Source organism: Mycobacterium sp. GA-1199, from assembly GCF_001500045.1.
Lineage (GTDB): Bacteria > Actinomycetota > Actinomycetes > Mycobacteriales > Mycobacteriaceae > Mycobacterium.
The window spans coordinates 396,780-414,129 of the sequence record NZ_LQIX01000012.1; the positions used below are offsets into that span (position 1 = coordinate 396,780).

General features: G+C 66.6%; 14 protein-coding genes. 8 read left to right on the plus strand and 6 right to left on the minus strand.

Annotation, left to right across the window (positions count from 1 at the left end; translation table 11 throughout):
• Positions 1-7: 7 nt before the first annotated feature.
• The gene (locus AU198_RS10985; protein ID WP_064348226.1) at positions 8-3,181 is read right to left on the minus strand and encodes an ATP-binding protein; all 3,174 of its coding nucleotides are present in this window, start codon (positions 3,179-3,181) and stop codon (positions 8-10) included.
• 142 nt (positions 3,182-3,323) lie between these two features.
• Between AU198_RS10985 and AU198_RS10990 the strand changes: the two genes are divergently transcribed.
• Both AU198_RS10990 and AU198_RS10995 read left to right on the plus strand, forming a co-directional pair.
• Positions 3,324-4,406 carry a CaiB/BaiF CoA transferase family protein gene (locus tag AU198_RS10990; protein WP_064348105.1) on the plus strand — a complete coding sequence of 361 codons (1,083 nt, stop codon included), beginning with the start codon at positions 3,324-3,326 and terminating at the stop codon, positions 4,404-4,406.
• Between the two features lie 55 nt (positions 4,407-4,461).
• Positions 4,462-4,902 carry an SRPBCC family protein gene (locus AU198_RS10995; protein WP_064348106.1) on the plus strand — a complete coding sequence of 147 codons (441 nt, stop codon included), beginning with the start codon at positions 4,462-4,464 and terminating at the stop codon, positions 4,900-4,902.
• A 62-nt stretch (positions 4,903-4,964) separates the two neighbouring features.
• Here AU198_RS10995 and AU198_RS11000 read toward each other — a convergent pair whose 3' ends face one another.
• On the minus strand, positions 4,965-6,137 hold the full coding sequence (locus tag AU198_RS11000) for a pyridoxal phosphate-dependent aminotransferase (protein WP_064348107.1): 1,173 nt from the start codon (positions 6,135-6,137) through the stop codon (positions 4,965-4,967).
• A gap of 200 nt (positions 6,138-6,337) precedes the next feature.
• On the opposite strand from AU198_RS11000, the gene AU198_RS11005 reads away from it, so the two are divergent.
• From AU198_RS11005 to AU198_RS11020, 4 genes are all read left to right on the plus strand, one after another.
• Positions 6,338-7,549, plus strand: a complete 1,212-nt coding sequence (locus tag AU198_RS11005; RefSeq protein ID WP_064348108.1) for an acetyl-CoA C-acetyltransferase — start codon at positions 6,338-6,340, stop codon at positions 7,547-7,549.
• A gap of 21 nt (positions 7,550-7,570) precedes the next feature.
• Positions 7,571-9,715 carry a 3-hydroxyacyl-CoA dehydrogenase NAD-binding domain-containing protein gene (locus AU198_RS11010; protein ID WP_064348109.1) on the plus strand — a complete coding sequence of 715 codons (2,145 nt, stop codon included), beginning with the start codon at positions 7,571-7,573 and terminating at the stop codon, positions 9,713-9,715.
• A 96-nt stretch (positions 9,716-9,811) separates the two neighbouring features.
• Positions 9,812-11,020 carry a cytochrome P450 gene (locus AU198_RS11015; protein ID WP_064348110.1) on the plus strand — a complete coding sequence of 403 codons (1,209 nt, stop codon included), beginning with the start codon at positions 9,812-9,814 and terminating at the stop codon, positions 11,018-11,020.
• A gap of 9 nt (positions 11,021-11,029) precedes the next feature.
• The gene (locus AU198_RS11020) at positions 11,030-12,511 is read left to right on the plus strand and encodes a class I adenylate-forming enzyme family protein (protein WP_082690958.1); all 1,482 of its coding nucleotides are present in this window, start codon (positions 11,030-11,032) and stop codon (positions 12,509-12,511) included.
• Here the strand turns inward: AU198_RS11020 and AU198_RS11025 are convergent.
• Positions 12,508-12,933, minus strand: coding sequence for a pyridoxamine 5'-phosphate oxidase family protein (locus AU198_RS11025; RefSeq protein ID WP_064348112.1), 426 nt, complete (start codon positions 12,931-12,933; stop codon positions 12,508-12,510). The two genes, AU198_RS11020 and AU198_RS11025, sit on opposite strands and share 4 nt — an antisense overlap.
• A 46-nt stretch (positions 12,934-12,979) precedes the next feature.
• Positions 12,980-13,189, minus strand: a complete 210-nt coding sequence (locus tag AU198_RS11030; RefSeq protein ID WP_064348113.1) for a hypothetical protein — start codon at positions 13,187-13,189, stop codon at positions 12,980-12,982.
• Between the two features lie 314 nt (positions 13,190-13,503).
• Between AU198_RS11030 and AU198_RS11035 the strand changes: the two genes are divergently transcribed.
• Positions 13,504-14,496, plus strand: coding sequence for an LLM class F420-dependent oxidoreductase (locus AU198_RS11035; RefSeq protein ID WP_064348114.1), 993 nt, complete (start codon positions 13,504-13,506; stop codon positions 14,494-14,496).
• A gap of 21 nt (positions 14,497-14,517) precedes the next feature.
• Here AU198_RS11035 and AU198_RS11040 read toward each other — a convergent pair whose 3' ends face one another.
• Positions 14,518-15,108, minus strand: a complete 591-nt coding sequence (locus AU198_RS11040; RefSeq protein WP_064348115.1) for a hypothetical protein — start codon at positions 15,106-15,108, stop codon at positions 14,518-14,520.
• Between the two features lie 143 nt (positions 15,109-15,251).
• Between AU198_RS11040 and AU198_RS11045 the strand changes: the two genes are divergently transcribed.
• Positions 15,252-15,596 carry a cupin domain-containing protein gene (locus tag AU198_RS11045; RefSeq protein WP_064348116.1) on the plus strand — a complete coding sequence of 115 codons (345 nt, stop codon included), beginning with the start codon at positions 15,252-15,254 and terminating at the stop codon, positions 15,594-15,596.
• 18 nt (positions 15,597-15,614) lie between these two features.
• On the opposite strand, the gene AU198_RS11050 is transcribed toward AU198_RS11045, so the two are convergent.
• A complete protein-coding gene (locus tag AU198_RS11050; protein WP_064348227.1) occupies positions 15,615-17,264 on the minus strand; it encodes a DNA repair helicase XPB in 1,650 nt (549 codons plus the stop codon).
• Positions 17,265-17,350: the final 86 nt, after the last annotated feature.

Consider the following 17,350-nt stretch of genomic DNA (forward strand, 5'->3'; position numbering starts at 1 on the left):
GGGGTTCTCACATCGCTTCGGCCATGGCGATATGTCCCTCGAAGCCAAGCGATTTGGCCATCGTCCGATAACGGCTCAACAGCTCTCGATAGTCGTCGTCACCCCGTGCTCGCGCCAGCAGCGTACAGAGCCGTAGTAGCGTGATCTCCCGCATCGGCGAACCGTCTTCTTCCCAGAAGGCCCTCAACCGATCGATCTCGTATTGGGCCTCGGTCAGATCAACCTGGGTGCCACGTTCCAGCAGCGTCTGCGCCAGAACGCTAGTGGCCCAGGCGCCATAGAAGAGGTGCTCTGCCTGGCGCAGCTCATTGACGGCTCGGCGCATCACCGGTATGGCTGCATCGCGGTCGCCGCGCCTGGCCGTCTCCAGGGCGTCCCACACGTCTGTGACCGGGATGAGGAAAAGGGCGCGCCTGCGCAGCCATATGTTGCGCGTCTGCGTCATCAACTCCAGCCCGCGCCGGCGGTCGGCCTCGGCATCCTGATTCAGCAGCGCGACAGCCAACGTGTACCCGGCCAAGCCCATTGCGCGGTCGTTGCTCGCCCCTTGAGCGCTGTGCACCGCCTCCTCGCCTGCCCGCAGCACGGAGTCATCGGCCCGAAGCACGCCGTACAGCATCGCGTGACTGTAGGTCCAGCACACGGCACCCGAGAGGGTTTCCGGGTTGCTGCGTCTTGCCATCGCGACAGCGTCGTGGAGGTCTTGACGCCATCCGGGGCGGCCCAGCCACCACCGAGCAGTGCCGCGCCATGCCAACGCGATCGCCAGCGGTGATCCCACACCGAATCCGGCACCCCTGGCCGGGTCACCGGCCGCCAGGTCAACGACCGTCTGCGACCATCGCAAGACCTTCCAGAATTCACCAACGCCGAACCAGTTCACGAACGCAATGGGCGCCAGACCCATCGTCGTGGCGGGATCACCGATCGACTCGAGCAGCGCCACCTGTTCAGACGACAGTCGCGCGGCCTCACGGTGGCGCCCGGCGTAGCAGAGCTCGGTGGCAGGCCCGCTCATGCCGATGGCGAGCGAGACCTTGTCCCCGGCTGCGTCACACAACTTTCGCAGCTCTTCGAAGCGGCACCGGCTTCCCTGAACCTCTCGGGCCTGTAAGTCAGTGGCACACAGCATGGTTCGCGGGGCGATTCGCATCGCCATTCTCTCGGGGTTGTCGGCCGGCAGAGTATCGGCGATCCGGCGCGCTCGTTCCCAACTGAGCCGCGCGGCGACCAGATCGCGGTTAGCGAACCATGCACCAGCACGCATGTGCCAGCCGTATGCCGCGTGCAGCTCACCAGCGGCCTGCAAATTTTCGGCGATCAGCGCCGCATCTTCGTCCACCGAACCCGACGCACGTTGCTGGATCGCGGTGGCGAGGCGTTGGTGCCATCGGGCGCGATCGGTTTTGAGCTGTGATTCGTATGCCACCGCGTGGATGAGCGGATGTCGGAAAGCGTATTCAGCACTGGGGGTGAACCGCACCTGATCGATCAGCTCGACGCCCAGGAGTTCCTCGAGCACCGCATCGATGCCCAGCGCATCCAGTAGTTCCGCGTCGAAGCGCGCGCCGATCACCGACGCCGCATGCAGGGTTTCCTTCGCTTTGGCCGTCAGCCGGTCGATCCGGGCTTCGATGGCTGCCTGCACCGTGGCCGGCACCGCGACCTCGGCGACATCTGCGCGACAGGCGTAGTGGCCGTGCTGGCCGGTGAGTGCGCCGCGCTGGGCCAATTCGCGGACCATTTCCTCGGCGAAGAACGGGTTACCGTCCGCGCGCGCGGTGATGATCGGAACCAGGTCAGCGACCGTGGGATCCGGACCCAGCAGCTCATTGAGGAGCGTCGCGGTGTCCGAGTAGTCAAGTGAGCCAAGCGCTATGGTCTGGGCGCCGTGCACGTGCGTCAGTGCGCCGTCGTACTCGGGGCGGGCTGTGATCAGTACGACCGAGGGTGTGCGTGGGATGACTGCAAGGAGCTCGGCGATCATTGACTCGCTGACTTCGTCGATCCAGTGCACGTCTTCGAGGATTAGCAGTGTCGGTTCGGTGCGTGCCAACGATGCTGTGTTGATCAGTGCGGTCAACCGGCGACGGCGCGCGTCAGGGTCGATCGCGGGCAGCGGCGCGTCCGGGTCGGCGATGCCGAGCAGATCATCGAGTAGCAACAGATCCTGTGGGTCGGCGCCGGCAAACTGCGTGTGTGCACGATTGCGGGCCGCATCAACATCATCTAGGTCGGCCACGCCGGTCCCGGCGCGCAACAGGCGTGCCACCACATGAAAAGGCACGTCGCTGGTATGCGACTCGCAGAAGACCCACAACACTGCAAGCCCTCGTCGCGCTGACGATGCCGCCACCTCCCTGGCCACTCGGCTTTTGCCGATGCCTGGTGTGCCGACCACGGCCACCACACGGCCGCGGCCCCCGATTGCACGCTCGACCATCGCCTCGAGCGCGGCCATCTCCCATCTGCGACCGACCAGGCTCGCCTCCGGACGTCCGAGCACACCGTTGCGCGGGCTGATGGCCAGTAGCCGGCGTGCGGGCACAGATTCTTCGGAACCTTTGATGTGCACATATTCCGGGTCGGCCAGCACCATGGTGTTTTCGACCAGGCGGGCGGTCGATTCCGAGACCATCACCCCACCGGGCGGCGCGACCGATTCCATCCGTTGTGCCATCCCGACGTGCTCGCCGGTCGCGGCGTAACCCAGAGTTCCCGACCCAATGTCACCGGCGATTACCTGACCCGAGTTGAGGCCCACCCGCAGCCGTAGATCGATGCCGTCGCGGTGCTGGACGTCGGCGGCCAGCCGACTAGTCTCCTGCTGAATTGCTAGTGCCGCCAGACATGCTCGAAAAGCGTGATCCTCCAACGCGATCGGTGCGCCGAAGATTGCCATGACCCCGTCGCCGGTGTACTCGACGACTCCGCCGCCGTAGCGCTGCACCGCCGCTGCGGCGCGTTCGACCAGTTCAGTCATGATCTCGCGCAACCGCTCCAAGTCGAGCGCAGCCGCAATGTGCATCGAGCGCACCACATCGGCAAAAAGCACCGTCACCTGCTTGTACTCCGCCGCCTCCGGCGCAGCCGATAGCCGTACCCCACACGCTGCGCAGAAGCGGGAACCGTCGTGTGGGACCGCCCCGCACGACCGGCATACCTCTGCTGCCGACGTCAATGCCACACCGCCGATCCGGGCGGTGCGGGATTCCACCGCCCGATTCGGAAAGCGTATGACCTCGCGTCGCCCGGATGCGGCGAAATTGACGTATGGGACAGTGACCTCGCTGCCATCGAGTACGCGAGTAGCCTGACCTGCCATGACGGTTGCGGGACCTCTTGTGGGGGTGAGGGTCATCGAACTCGGCGGCATTGGCCCTGGACCCCACGCCGGAATGGTGCTGGCCGATCTCGGCGCCGACGTGGTCCGCGTGCGCAGGCCCGGAGGCCTACAGATGCCGCCGGAGGACGTCGATCTGCTGCACCGCGGCAAGCGTGTCGTCGACCTGGACATCAAGAAGGACCCCGCTGCACTGCTCGATCTCGTCACGAGGGCCGACGTGCTCATCGACGCGTTCCGACCCGGCACTTGCGAGCGGCTCGGCATCGGGCCCGACGACTGTACGGCGGTCAACCCGCGGCTGATCTTCGCGAGGATCACGGGCTGGGGCCAGGGCGGCCCGCTCGCGCATACCGCGGGTCACGACATCAACTACCTGTCGCAGACCGGTGCGCTGTCGGCGATCGGATACCGCGACCGGCCGCCGGTCGTACCGCTGAACCTCGTCGCCGACTTTGGCGGCGGCTCGATGCTCGTGCTGCTGGGCATCGTGGCCGCGTTGTACGAACGGGAGCACTCCGGCCGCGGTCAGGTGGTCGACGCGGCGATGGTTGACGGCGTGTCGATGTTGGTTCAGGACATGTGGACTGTGAAGTCGATGGGCACCCTGAGCGACGAACGCGAGTCGTTCCTGCTCGACGGCAGCGCCCCGTTCTACCGCACCTACGAGACCGCCGACGGCAAGTACGTGGCCGTCGGCGCCATCGAACCGCAGTTCTACGCGCAACTGTTGACCGGTCTCGGCCTGAATGCCGATGCGCTCCCTGCGCAGATGGACAGAGAGGCGTTCCCAGAATTGCGCAGGCTGTTTGCCGAGCGCTTTGCGCGCAAGACCCGCGACGAATGGGCCGACATCTTTTCGGGCACCGACGCGTGCGTCACGCCGGTACTGACATGGACCGAGGCGTCGCGCAGCGACCACTTGCGTGCGCGGTCAACGTTGGTGCATGCCAACGGGGTCGACCAAGCCGCCCCGGCGCCCCGGTTCTCCCGAACCCCTGCCGGTCCTGTCGCGGCGCCTCCGCAGGGCGCGACTGTCCTAGTTGATATTGACTGGCAATAGTTATTTGCTAGAAAAGGCCATGCGCTAGGCAGTCGAGTTAGCTACGATTTGCCGCATGGCTGTGCAGGCTTCGAGGGAAGTGGTATTCGAGGCGCCCAAGGACGCGATCATGGACGCACTCGCCGATATCGACGCCGTGCCCACGTGGTCGCCCGTGCACAAGCACGCCGAGGTGCTCGACCGACATCCCGACGGCCGTCCGCATCACGTCAAGGCGACGTTCAAGATCATGGGCGTCACCGACAAAGAGTTCCTCGAATACCACTGGGGCGACGACTGGGTGGTTTGGGATGCCAAGGCGACGATGCAGCAACGCGGGCAGCACGGGGAGTACAACCTCACCCCGATCGGCGAGGACCGCACCCGCGTCCGCTTCGACATCATCATCGACCTGGCAGCGCCGATTCCGGAGTTTCTTCTTCGCCGCGCCAAGAAGATGGTGCTCGACGTCGCGACCGAGAATCTGCGGCGCCGGGTGATGGCCGCCGCCACGTGAGCCCAGTGTTGGGTTATGTCGCGCTTCTTGGCTCACCGCGTGACACAACCCGACATTCGCCGTTAGTGGCGGCGCAGCACCTGAAGCCGACGGATCGCCTCGTCGAGAGTGTCGTCGCGTTTGCAGAACGCGAAGCGCACCAGGTGGTTCCACGCACCGGTGTGTTCGGCGCCCGGATCGCAGAACGCCGACATCGGAATCGCCGCCACACCCGCACGATGCGGTAGGTCGGCGCAGAACGCGGCGCTGTCGCTGAATCCGAGCGGACGCGGATCGGCGCACAGGAAGTAGGTGCCGAAGCTCTCGTGCACCTCGAAGCCGAGGTCGGCCAGCGCTCCACCCAATCGGTCGCGCTTGCGCTGCAACGACTCCCGCAGCGCGGCGACCCACGCGTCCTCGTTGTCGAGCGCATGCGCCACCGCGGGCTGGAACGGTGCGCCGCCGACGTAGGACAAATACTGCTTGGCTGCGCGCACACCCGCGATGAGATCGGCTGGGCCACATGCCCACCCGATCTTCCAGCCGGTGACGTTGAACATCTTGGCCGCGCTCGAGATCGTGATCGTGCGCTCGGCCATGTCGGGGTAGTTTGCCAGCGGCAGATGCCGTCGGCCGTCAAAGACCAGATGCTCGTAGACCTCGTCGGTGATCACGAGCAGATCGGCCTCGACCGCCAGTTCGGCCAGCGCGCGCAGTTCGTCGTCGCCGGCCACCATCCCGGTGGGGTTGTGCGGCGAGTTGACGATCAGGGCTTTGGTGTTGGGTGTGACGGCCTTTCGCAGCCCGTCGACATCGATACGAAAGCTGTGCCCGTCCTGAATCATCGGAACGGCGCGGCGTTGGCAGCCCGCCATGGCGATGACCGGGGAGTAGGAGTCGTAGAACGGCTCGATCAGCAGCACCTCGGAACCCGGTTCCACGAGTCCGAGCACGGCGGATGCGATCGCCTCGGTCGCGCCGACCGTCACCAGCACCTCGGTGTCCGGGTCGTATTCGGTTCCGTACGCGCGCTTGCGCTGGGCCGCGATGGCCTCCCGCAGCGGCGCGATACCCAGGCCGGGCGGGTATTGGTTGGCGCCGTCGGCGATCGCTTTCTCCGCGATCTTGAGCATCTCGGACGGACCGTCCTCGTCGGGAAAGCCCTGCCCGAGGTTGACCGCGCCGATGCGCGCAGCCAGCGCCGACATCTCGGCGAAGATCGTCACCGCGTACGGCTGCAGCCGTCTGACTGTCACGGTTGTCGAGCGTAGTGCTGCGGCGAACGTGGGTTACCGGCACGCAATTCGCGAGGCGGATCGTGTGTCGGTAACCCACGTTCGGCGGGACGAGGCTGCCCAACCAACAGGTTGGCCGAGGCTGTTAGGCTGCGGGGCAGAGGACTACCGTCCGGATGGACAGGCATCCCCGCAACCCAATCTGAACAGGAAATATCTTCATGTCTGAAGAAGCCTTCATCTACGAGGCGATTCGTACGCCCCGCGGCAAGAACAAGAACGGCGCGCTCAACGAGGTCAAGCCGGTCAACCTGGTCGTCGGCCTGATCGAGGAGATCCGCAGCCGCTACCCCGACCTCGACGAGACGCTGATCAGCGACGTCATCCTCGGGTGCGTGTCGCCCGTCGGCGACCAGGGCGGCGACATCGCCCGGACCGCAGCGCTGGTGGCCAACCTGCCCGAGACCACCGGCGGGTTCCAGCTCAACCGGTTCTGCGCCTCGGGTCTGGAGGCCGTCAACACCGCCGCCCAGAAAGTGCGCTCCGGCTGGGACGACTTGGTGCTCGCGGGCGGCGTCGAGTCGATGAGCCGCGTCCCGATGGGCTCCGACGGCGGCGCGTGGGCCAGCGACCCCGAGACGAACTACCGCATCGGCTTCGTCCCGCAGGGCATCGGCGCCGACCTGATCGCCACGATCGAGGGCTTCTCCCGCGAGGACGTCGACCGCTACGCGCTGCGCAGCCAGGAGAAGGCCGCCGCGGCGTGGTCGGGCGGTTACTTCGCCAAGTCGGTCGTGCCGGTGAAGGACCAGAACGGACTGGTCATTCTCGACCACGACGAGCACATGCGCCCCGACACCACGCTGGAGGGCCTCGGCCAGCTCAAGACCGCGTTCGACGGCGTCGGCGCGATGGGCGGGTTCGACGACGTGGCGCTGCAGAAGTATCACTTCGTGGAGAAGATCAACCACGTCCACACCGGCGGCAACAGTTCGGGCATCGTCGACGGCGCCGCGCTGGTGCTCGTCGGCAGTGAAAGCGCGGGGACGTCGCAGGGCCTGACGCCGCGGGCGCGCATCGTGGCCACCGCCACCAGCGGCGCCGATCCGGTCATCATGCTCACGGGCCCGACGCCGGCCACCCGCAAGGTGCTCGACCGCGCCGGCCTCACGGTCGACGACATCGACCTGTTCGAGCTGAACGAGGCGTTCGCCTCGGTGGTGCTGAAGTTCCAGAAGGACCTCGACATCCCCGACGAGAAGCTCAACGTCAACGGTGGCGCCATCGCGATGGGCCACCCGCTGGGCGCCACCGGCGCCATGATCACCGGAACCATGGTCGACGAGCTCGAGCGTCGCAATGCGCGGCGTGCGCTGATCACGCTGTGCATCGGCGGCGGCATGGGCGTGGCCACCATCATCGAACGAGTTTGAGCGCGGGTTTAAGGAATAGACATGGCAGAGAACACCATTCAGTGGGATAAGGATGCCGACGGCATCGTCACCCTGACGCTGGACGACCCGACCGGCTCGGCCAACGTGATGAACGAGCACTACACCGAGTCGATGCACAACGCGGTCGAACGCCTTGTCGCGGACAAGGATTCGATCACCGGCGTCGTCATCACCAGCGCGAAGAAGACCTTCTTCGCCGGCGGTGACCTCAAGGGCATGATCAACCTCGGCCCGGACAACGCGGCCGAGGCGTTCGCCACCCCGGAGGCGATCAAGGCCGACCTGCGCAAGCTCGAAACGCTGGGCAAGCCGGTCGTGGCGGCCATCAACGGGGCCGCGCTCGGCGGCGGCCTGGAGATCGCGCTGGCCTGCCACCACCGGATCATCGCCGACGTGAAGGGCGCCGTCGTCGGCTTCCCCGAAGTGACGCTGGGCCTGCTGCCCGGCGGCGGCGGTGTCGCCCGCAGCGTGCGGATGTTCGGCATCCAGAAGGCCTTCATGGAGGTGCTGAGCCAGGGCACTCGGTTCAAGCCCGGCAAGGCCAAGGAGGTCGGCCTGGTCGACGAACTCGTGTCGTCGGTCGAGGAACTGGTGCCGGCCGCCAAGGCGTGGATCAAGGCCAATCCGGATAGCCACACCCAGCCGTGGGATGCCAAGGGCTACAAGATGCCCGGCGGCACGCCGACATCGCCTGGCCTGGCGAGCATCCTGCCGTCGTTCCCGGCGCTGCTGAAAAAGCAACTCAAGGGTGCGCCGATGCCTGCGCCGCGGGCGATCCTCGACGCGGCCGTCGAGGGTGCGCAGGTCGACTTCGACACCGCGAGCCGCATCGAGAGCCGTTACTTCACCCAGCTGGTGACCGGGCAGACCGCCAAGAACATGATCCAGGCGTTCTTCTTCGACCTGCAGGCCATCAACGGCGGCGCGTCGCGACCCGACGGTATCGAGCCGGTCAAGATCAACAAGATCGGGGTGCTGGGCGCGGGCATGATGGGCGCGGGTATCGCCTACGTGTCGGCCAGGGCCGGCTTCGACGTCGTGCTCAAAGACGTCAGCATCGAAGCGGCCCAGAAGGGTAAGGGCTACTCCGAGAAGCTCGAGGCCAAGGCGCTCGAGCGGGGCAAGACCACCCAGGAGAAGTCCGACGCGCTGCTGGCCCGGATCACGCCCACGGCGGACCCGAAGGACCTCAAGGGCGTCGACTTCGTGATCGAGGCCGTCTTCGAGGACCAGGACCTCAAGCACAAGGTGTTCCAGGAGATCGAGGACATCGTCGAGCCCAACGCGCTGTTGGGGTCGAACACCTCGACGCTGCCGATCACCGGTCTGGCGACCGGCGTGAAGCGTCAGGAGGACTTCATCGGCATCCACTTCTTCTCGCCGGTCGACAAGATGCCGCTGGTGGAGATCATCAAGGGCGAGAAGACCTCCGACGAGGCGCTGGCCCGGGTGTTCGACTACACGCTGGCCATCGGCAAGACGCCGATCGTGGTGAACGACAGCCGCGGCTTCTTCACCAGCCGCGTCATCGGCACGTTCGTCAACGAGGCGCTGGCGATGCTCGGCGAGGGCATCGCGCCGGCAAGCATCGAACAGGCCGGCTCGCAGGCGGGCTACCCGGCCCCACCGCTGCAGTTGTCCGACGAGCTCAACCTCGAGCTGATGCACAAGATCGCCGTCGCCACCCGCAAGGGTGTGGAGAGCACGGGCGGCACCTACGAGCCGCACCCGGCCGAGGCGGTCGTCGAGAAGATGATCGAGATCGGCCGTCCGTCGCGGCTGAAGGGTGCCGGTTTCTACGAGTACGCCGACGGCAAGCGCGTCGGGCTGTGGCCGGGGCTGGCCGACACGTTCAACTCGGGCAGCACCTCGATCCCGTTGCAGGACATGATCGATCGCATGCTGTTCGCCGAGGCGCTGGAGACCCAGAAGTGCCTCGACGAGGGCGTGCTCACCTCGACCGCCGACGCGAACATCGGCTCGATCATGGGTATCGGATTCCCGCCGTACACCGGTGGTTCGGCGCAGTTCATCGTCGGCTACCAGGGTCCCGGCGGGGTCGGCAAGGAGGCCTTCGTGGCCCGTGCCAAGGAGCTCGCTGCCAAGTACGGCGAGCGGTTCAACCCGCCGGCGTCGCTGACCTGACTCAAATGGGGCCGAGCGCTCACCCTTGTACGGTTTCCGCCGGAGGATTCGTACAAGCGTGAGCGCTCGCCGCTTTGACGGGCGTACTGTCCGGGCATGGCGCAGTCGACGCTGGTGTTCGACCCGTTCTCGCAGGCGTTCTTCGACGACCCTTATGAGGCCTATCGGTGGATGCGAACGGAAGCGCCTGTCTACTACAGCGAGCAGTACGACTTCTACGCGCTGACCCGGCACGCCGACGTCGCCGCCGCGTTCAAGGATCCCGCGACGTACTCGTCGGCCTACGGAGTCGACCTGTCGATGGTGCGGGCAGGCGGACCGCCACCAGACGTTCGGCTGCTGCAGTTCATGGACCCGCCCGAACACCGGCACATGCGCAGCGTGTTGAACAAACTGTTCACCCCGCGGGCGATCCAGGCGCAGCGACCTCGGATCACCGCGATCATCGACAAGTACCTGGGTGCCATCGACGGAGACGAGTTCGACATCGTCCGCGACTTCACCGCGCCGTTCCCCGTCGAGGTGATCACGACGTGGCTCGGGGTGCCCGACGATCACGTGCAGCACGCGCGTCTGTGGACCGACGCGTCGATGCGCCGCGAGCCCGGCCAGATCGAAACCGACGAGGCGGGCAAACAGGCGGTCGCCGAATCGGTGGCGTACTACTACGACTGCGTCCGACAGCACCGGGCGCATCCGCGCGACGATCTGTTCACCTTGCTGATCGACGCGGAGATCACGCGCGACGACGGCACCACGTCTCATCTAACCGACATCGAAATCGTCGGGTTTGCACAGCAATTGGGCGGAGCGGGCGCCGAGACCGTGACGAAGCTGCTCGCCAGTGCGGTGTACTTGTTCGCCCACCACCCCGAGCAGTGGGCCAAGCTGATCGACGACCCAGGGAAGATCCCCGCGGCGGTCGAAGAACTGCTGCGGTATGACAATTCGGTGCAGTACGACGTCCGCCGCTCGATGCGTGACGTCACGCTGCACGGTGTGACGATCCCGGCGGGCAAGCCGGTGTTTCTGATGCTGGCCTCGGCCAACCGGGACCCCGAGGCGTGGACCGACGCCGATACCTTCGACATCGACCGCAACCGCACGGAAGCGCAAAACCTCGGCCTCGGATACGGCATCCACAGCTGCCTCGGCGCGGCGCTCGCCCGGACGGAGAGCGCGATCGCGCTGGAGAAACTGCTCGCCTTCATGCCGCGGTACGAGGTCGACTACGACCGGTGCACCCGTGTGCACATGACCAACGTGATCGGCTGGAAGAACGTCCCTGTACGCGTGATTCGCTAGATTGGCGCCGTGTCGGAAAGCTTCACCGCCGAATTCGCGGCCGGGCTGGCCCGCTACGGCGACAACCCCTGTATCGAGTTCGAAGGACGCTGGTACAGCGGCGCCGAGGTGACGGCGTATGGCCGTGTCATCGCGCAGGCGCTACGAGACGCCGGGGTCGCCGACGACGCCCCCGTCGGCCTCGTGGTCAGGAACCGCCTGCCGCACGCGGCGGCGATCGTCGGATTCCTCGCCGCGGGGCGCACGGTGTCGATGATCTATTCGTTCCAGTCGCCGGAGTCCATCGGCCGCGACATCGAAACGCTCGGCTTGTCGGCGATCGTCGCCGACGCCGAGGACTGGACCGCGCCGGTTGTCGACGCCGCACGCCAGGCCGGCAGTGCGGGTCTGTCGATATCGGGGCGTCATCCGACCGTGACCGCAGTGCCAGGTCTGGAACGCCGCTCTCCCCAACGTACCCATGCTGAGGCCGAACCCGGTGTGGCACTGCAGATCTTGACCAGTGGCACGACGGGGCCACCGAAGCGGCAGTCGATCAAGACCGCGGTGCTCGAGCGTACGGTCTTCAGCGTCACCAGCGGGGAGGCCGCACCGGCCGAGGCCCCGCCGGAGCTCGCCTATTGGCAGTTCGGCGGCATCGGGGTGTGCCAACTGATCGCCGGGGTTTACAACGGCAGGCGCATCGCGATGCTCGAGCGGTTCAGCGTCGCCGACTACGTGGATCTGGTGAAGCGGCACCGCATCACGCGTTCGGGTGTGCAGCCCGCCGTCATCCGGATACTGCTCGACGCCGACGTCGCCAAGGAAGATCTCGCGTCGCTGGACTTCCTCATCAGCGCGTCGGGACCGCTGGATCCCGAGACCCGCGACGAGTTCGAGGCCAAGTACGGCATTCCGATTGTGCTGGCCTACGGCGCAACGGAATTCGCGGGCTCGCTGTGCGCGTGGACTCCGGAGATGCAACGTGAATTCGGCTCGGTGAAACGCAACAGCGTCGGCAGGGCCCTGCCCGACGTCGAGTTGCGCATCGTCGACCCGGAGACCGGGGGCGAGCTTGCCGCCGGCGAGCATGGCCTGTTGGAGGCCAAGGTCGCGCCGATCGGACCGGACTGGATCCGCACCACCGACATCGCCTCGATCGACGCCGACGGCTTCGTCACCTTGCACGGAAGGGCCGACGGCGCGATCAATCGGGGTGGGTTCAAGATTCTCCCGGAAACCGTTCGGCGCGTATTGATCTCGCATCCAGCCGTCCGCGACGCGTGTGTGGTCGGTGTGCGCGACGCACGCCTGGGCGAGGTGCCGGTCGCGGCCATCGAAGTGTCGCGGGGGCTGCCGGTGCCCTCCGATGATGAGCTCGCCGACCTGGTTCGCCGGTCGTTGCCGGTGTACAACGTCCCGGTGGCATTCGCGGTCGTCGACGAACTGCCACGCAATCCGGCACTCAAGGTGAGCCTGCCCGCCGTCGCCGCGCTTTTCGAACCGCGTTAGAGAGCCCCTAGATCGGCCGACAGCCAGTGCCGCGGCTTCATGAAGATCACCACGCTGTCGCCGTGCTCGCGGCGGGCGTATTCCAGGTACGCGTCGACCTTCTCGGGTGGCAGATAGCGTTTGGTGACTTCGACGAGTCGCTCGTCGGTGCCGGGTTCGATGCGGCTGACCGGACCGTCGACCGCCACGTACCGGACCGTCGGCTCGAGGCGCTGGACCATCAGCGTGAACTCGCCCTGGCTCTCGATGAGTCGGTGCTTACGAGAGCCGTCGCCGGTGAGCACCCACGCGTCACCGCCGGGCGAGTACTGGTACCAGACGGGAACCGTCAGCGGGCCACGCTTGTCACCCGCACCGACCGACAATGCGGCGACATGGGGTTCGGCCAGAAATTGTTCGCGTTCGTCTTTCGACAGGGCCATGACGTCAGGCTAACGCCGGCCTCCGACAGAATTCCGGGATCGAGCCTCAGGCCCCGACTCTGGAGAAGAACGCCATCGTGACGATGCCGATGGCGATCGCGACGGGCGTCTGGCCCATCGCTGCCGTGCTGACGATTCCCGCTATCGCGGCGATCGCGATGACCGCCAGTAGCAGAACAGTGAACCACCGAACATGCACCGCGCCGCCGGGACGCACGGGATGCGCCTTGAACCCGTCGATCGGGTCACGACCCACGACCGCCTCCTCATTCCTGTGTCTCACGTCACACGTTCCGCTCTATGTGAGCCACACCATACAACAGAAATCGGGGGTCGGCGAAGCGTGTCGAGCTTCCCGAGCGGCCTTCGGCGCTCAAGACGCCCGCCCCTTCTTCGTCGCGAGACGTTAACGCCCAGTACGGGACTCATGGTGAGCGCAGCTAACTGATGCCTTTCGCGCCCTGGCGGCAATGCGGTAACGAAGCCGCGTCCCGCGGCCGCACACCGCGACCGACGCGCTCTTCCGACCTGCTGCCCTTCCGGCCCCAGGTAGGCCTAGAGTCGGGTGCCATGCGCTTCGGACTGTTCATCCCGCAGGGGTGGCGACTGGACCTGATCGACATTCCTCCGGCAGAGCAGTGGGCGGTGATGCGCGATCTCGCCGTGTACGCCGACGGCAGCGACGCGTGGGATTCTCTGTGGGTTTACGACCACTTCCACACCGTTCCGGTGCCCACTGCGGAGGCCACTCACGAGGCGTGGACGCTGATGGCCGCTTATGCCGCGACGACCTCGCGCATCAAGCTCGGCCAGATGTGCACGGCGATGAGCTACCGCAACCCTGTCTATCTGGCCAAGGTCGCCGCGACCGCCGACATCATCTCCGGGGGCCGCATCCAGATGGGCATCGGCGGCGGCTGGTACGAACACGAGTGGCGGGCTTACGGTTACGGATTCCCCACGGCCGGGGTGCGGTTGGGGCGCCTCGACGAGGGCGTGCAGATCATGCGCGACGCCTGGCGCGACGGAACGGTCACCTTCGACGGCAAGCACTATCAAGTCGCCGGAGCGATTGTGCAGCCGAAGCCCCTGCAGGAGAACGGGATTCCGCTGTGGATCGCCGGCGGCGGGGAGAAGGTGACGCTGCGCATCGCGGCGAAGTACGCCCAGTACACGAACTTCACTTGCGAGCCAGGCGGTTTCACCCACAAGTCACAGGTGCTGGCGGACCACTGCCGTGACGTCGGCGCCGACTACAACGCGATCGTGCGCTCGGCGAACTTCAACGCGGTGATCGGCGATTCGGAGTCCGACGTCAAGGAACGCATCGCGAGGCTGCGCGCCCGTCAGGTCACCAGAGCCGATGAGGCAGCGGTCGACGCAATGCTGAACTCCGTGTCCGCGCCCGAATCGGCAAGCGGCACACCAGAACAGGTCGTCGAGAAATTGGAGACGATGCGCGAGCTTGGCTGTGAGTACGCCATCCTTTACTTCCCGGAAGCCGCGTACGACCGCTCGGGTATCGAACTGTTCGAAAAGCAGGTGATTCCCGCCCTGAGCTGAGGCACTACGGCATATGCCTGATCACGGCGTCGGCGGAATCGGACCCTCGGGTGGAACCGCCGGGTTGGGCGGGGGAGTGTCGTAGTACCCGGGCGGCGGTGGGCCGTCCAGTGGGTAGTAGCCGGGCGGCAGCGGTGGACCGCCTTCGGCCGGCGGCGCAACCGGCGGGCCGTTGGAGTCGGGGGCGTTCAGCGAGGTGTATCCCGGCGGTAACTGCGGTGCGGGTCCCGCGCTGGGCGGTGGCGGGGCACCGACCGGCGCCTGGCCCGGCGGCAGCTGGGCGAACCCATACGGGTCTTGGGCCTGGCGCCAGGCATCGCGGAGGAAACCGAGCGGACCCGGACTCGAACCCTGCCCGTACTGCGCGTTCGGAATCTCGGGAACGGGGGGCGCGCCGACGGGCGGAGGCGCGGGCGGCGGGTCGCCCGGGGCCACCGGTGCGGCGTAGGGCTGGCCCGGCGCCGGCGGCGCCCCGGGCGTCCCGGGAACGGGCGGGACCTCGGGGTCCGCACTGGCCAACCCGGCCGAAGTCAGGGCGCCCAGGCCGACGGCGACGCCGACGAGTCCGAACTTGACCGCCTGGACGGACATGGCGCGACGGCGTCTGGTCATGGGTAAGCAGGCTAGCGCCTCACGGCCTGGGGCGCTGATTTACGACGGTCCCGATGCGGCCGCTTGCGGCGGATGCGCCGTCACTAAGATTGGCATCTCTGCTGAATTGCGAAAATCGACCAGCCCTCGACAGGAAGCCCGCAATGAACAAGACCTCGCTGACCGCGCTCGCACGTGAGCAACTCGAGACGGCCCGCGCCGCCAGTAGCGGACGCAGCGCGCACACGGTCTACGGCGGCCACGAGCATTCGCTGCGTCAGACGCTGATCGCGTTGACCGGCGGCTCCGAGCTGGCCGAGCACGAGACGAACGGGGAAGCCACGCTGCAGGTTCTGCACGGCCGGGTACGGCTGACCCACTCATCGGCCAACTGGGAAGGCTCCGAAGGCGACCACCTCGTCGTGCCGAAGGACCGGCACGGCCTGCAGGCGATCGAGGACTCCGCGATCTTGCTGACGGTGTCGAATCCGGTGGGCCCGCATGTCTAGGGCGAACCCGCCGCGACTCTAGATGGCGGGGCCCAACAGGTCGTCGGCGTCCTTGATGACGTAGCCGTAGCCCTGCTCGGCGAGGAATCGTTGACGGTGCGCGGCGTATTCGGCGTCGAGGCTGTCGCGGGACACCACAGAGTAGAAGATCGCGCCGCCGCCGTCGGCCTTGGGCCGCAGCAGCCGGCCCAGCCGCTGCGCCTCTTCCTGGCGGGATCCGAAGGTCCCCGAAACCTGCACGGCCACACTGGCTTCCGGCAAATCTATCGAGAAGTTGGCGACCTTCGACACCACCAGCGTCGAGATCTCACCGCGCCGAAACTGATCGAAAAGCACCTCGCGCTCCGCGGTTTTCGTGGAGCCCTGGATGACCGGCGCGTCGAGCTCTCGGCCGAGTTCCTCGAGCTGGTCGAGGTAGGCGCCGATCACCAACGTCTGCTCACCCTTGTGCTTGTCGAGGATCGACTTGACCACCGCGATCTTGGTGTGCGCCGTCGAGCACAGCTTGTAGCGCTCGTCGGGTTCGGCCGTCGCATACAGCATGCGCTCGTTGTCGGTCATCGTGACCCGCACCTCGACGCACTCGGCGGGCGCGATCCAACCCTGCGCCTCGATGTCCTTCCACGGCGCGTCGTAGCGCTTCGGCCCGATCAACGAGAACACGTCACCCTCACGGCCGTCCTCGCGAATCAGGGTGGCGGTCAAGCCGAGTCGACGACGCGACTGAAGATCGGCCGTCATCCGGAACACCGGTGCGGGCAACAGGTGTACCTCGTCGTAGATGATCAGCCCCCAGTCGCGGCTGTCGAACAACTCCAGGTGCCGGTATTCGCCCTTGGTGCGACGCGTGATCACCTGATAGGTGGCGATGGTCACCGGGCGGATTTCCTTGCGCTCGCCGGAGTATTCGCCGATTTCGTTCTCGGTGAGCGAGGTCCGGTTGATCAGCTCCCGCTTCCACTGCCGCCCGGCGACGGTGTTGGTCACCAGGATCAGCGTGGTCGCCGAGGCCTTCGCCATCGCGGCGGCGCCGACGAGCGTCTTGCCCGCACCGCACGGCAGCACGACGACCCCGGATCCACCCTCCCAGAACGACTCGGTGGCCATCTGCTGGTAGTCGCGAAGGTGCCAGCCGTTCTCCGCGAGGCTGATCGGATGCTTTTCGCCGTCGACGTAGCCCGCGAGATCCTCAGCTGGCCAACCGATCTTGAGCAGCATCTGCTTGACCCGGCCGCGCTCACTGTTGTGCACCAGGACGGTATCGTCATCGATGCGCGCGCCCAGCATCGGCGCGATCTTCTTGTTGCGCAGCACCTCCTCGAGCACCGCGCGGTCCAGGCTGACCAGGGTCAGCCCGTGAGCCGGATGCTTGACCAGTTGCAGACGCCCGTATCGGGCCATGGTGTCGACGATGTCGACCAGCAGCGGCTGGGGCACCGCGTAGCGGGAGAACGACACCAGCGCGTCGACGACCTGTTCGGCGTCGTGACCCGCGGCACGCGCGTTCCACAGCGCCAGCGGGGTTATCCGGTAGGTGTGGATGTGTTCGGGCGCACGCTCGAGTTCGGCGAACGGGGCGATCGCGGCACGCGCCGCCCCCGCCTGCTCATGGTCGACCTCGAGCAGCACCGTCTTGTCGGACTGCACGATCAGGGGGCCGTCGGTCATTCCGTCCATTATCCAGAACCCCCGGACGCCCCACCCGCGAGCGACCGTGTCTGCCCGCCGACACACCGGCCGAGCTGGGCATTCCG

Coding starts and splice junctions, on each gene's coding strand:
- AU198_RS11005 (WP_064348108.1), top strand. CDS start 6,338: ATGTCTGAAGAAGCCTTCATCTACGAGGCGATTCGTACGCCCCGCGGC.
- AU198_RS11035 (WP_064348114.1), top strand. CDS start 13,504: ATGCGCTTCGGACTGTTCATCCCGCAGGGGTGGCGACTGGACCTGATC.
- AU198_RS10990 (WP_064348105.1), top strand. CDS start 3,324: ATGACGGTTGCGGGACCTCTTGTGGGGGTGAGGGTCATCGAACTCGGC.
- AU198_RS11015 (WP_064348110.1), top strand. CDS start 9,812: ATGGCGCAGTCGACGCTGGTGTTCGACCCGTTCTCGCAGGCGTTCTTC.
- AU198_RS11025 (WP_064348112.1), bottom strand. CDS start 12,933: ATGGCCCTGTCGAAAGACGAACGCGAACAATTTCTGGCCGAACCCCAT.
- AU198_RS11045 (WP_064348116.1), top strand. CDS start 15,252: ATGAACAAGACCTCGCTGACCGCGCTCGCACGTGAGCAACTCGAGACG.
- AU198_RS11050 (WP_064348227.1), bottom strand. CDS start 17,264: ATGACCGACGGCCCCCTGATCGTGCAGTCCGACAAGACGGTGCTGCTC.
- AU198_RS10995 (WP_064348106.1), top strand. CDS start 4,462: ATGGCTGTGCAGGCTTCGAGGGAAGTGGTATTCGAGGCGCCCAAGGAC.
- AU198_RS11040 (WP_064348115.1), bottom strand. CDS start 15,108: ATGACCAGACGCCGTCGCGCCATGTCCGTCCAGGCGGTCAAGTTCGGA.
- AU198_RS11010 (WP_064348109.1), top strand. CDS start 7,571: ATGGCAGAGAACACCATTCAGTGGGATAAGGATGCCGACGGCATCGTC.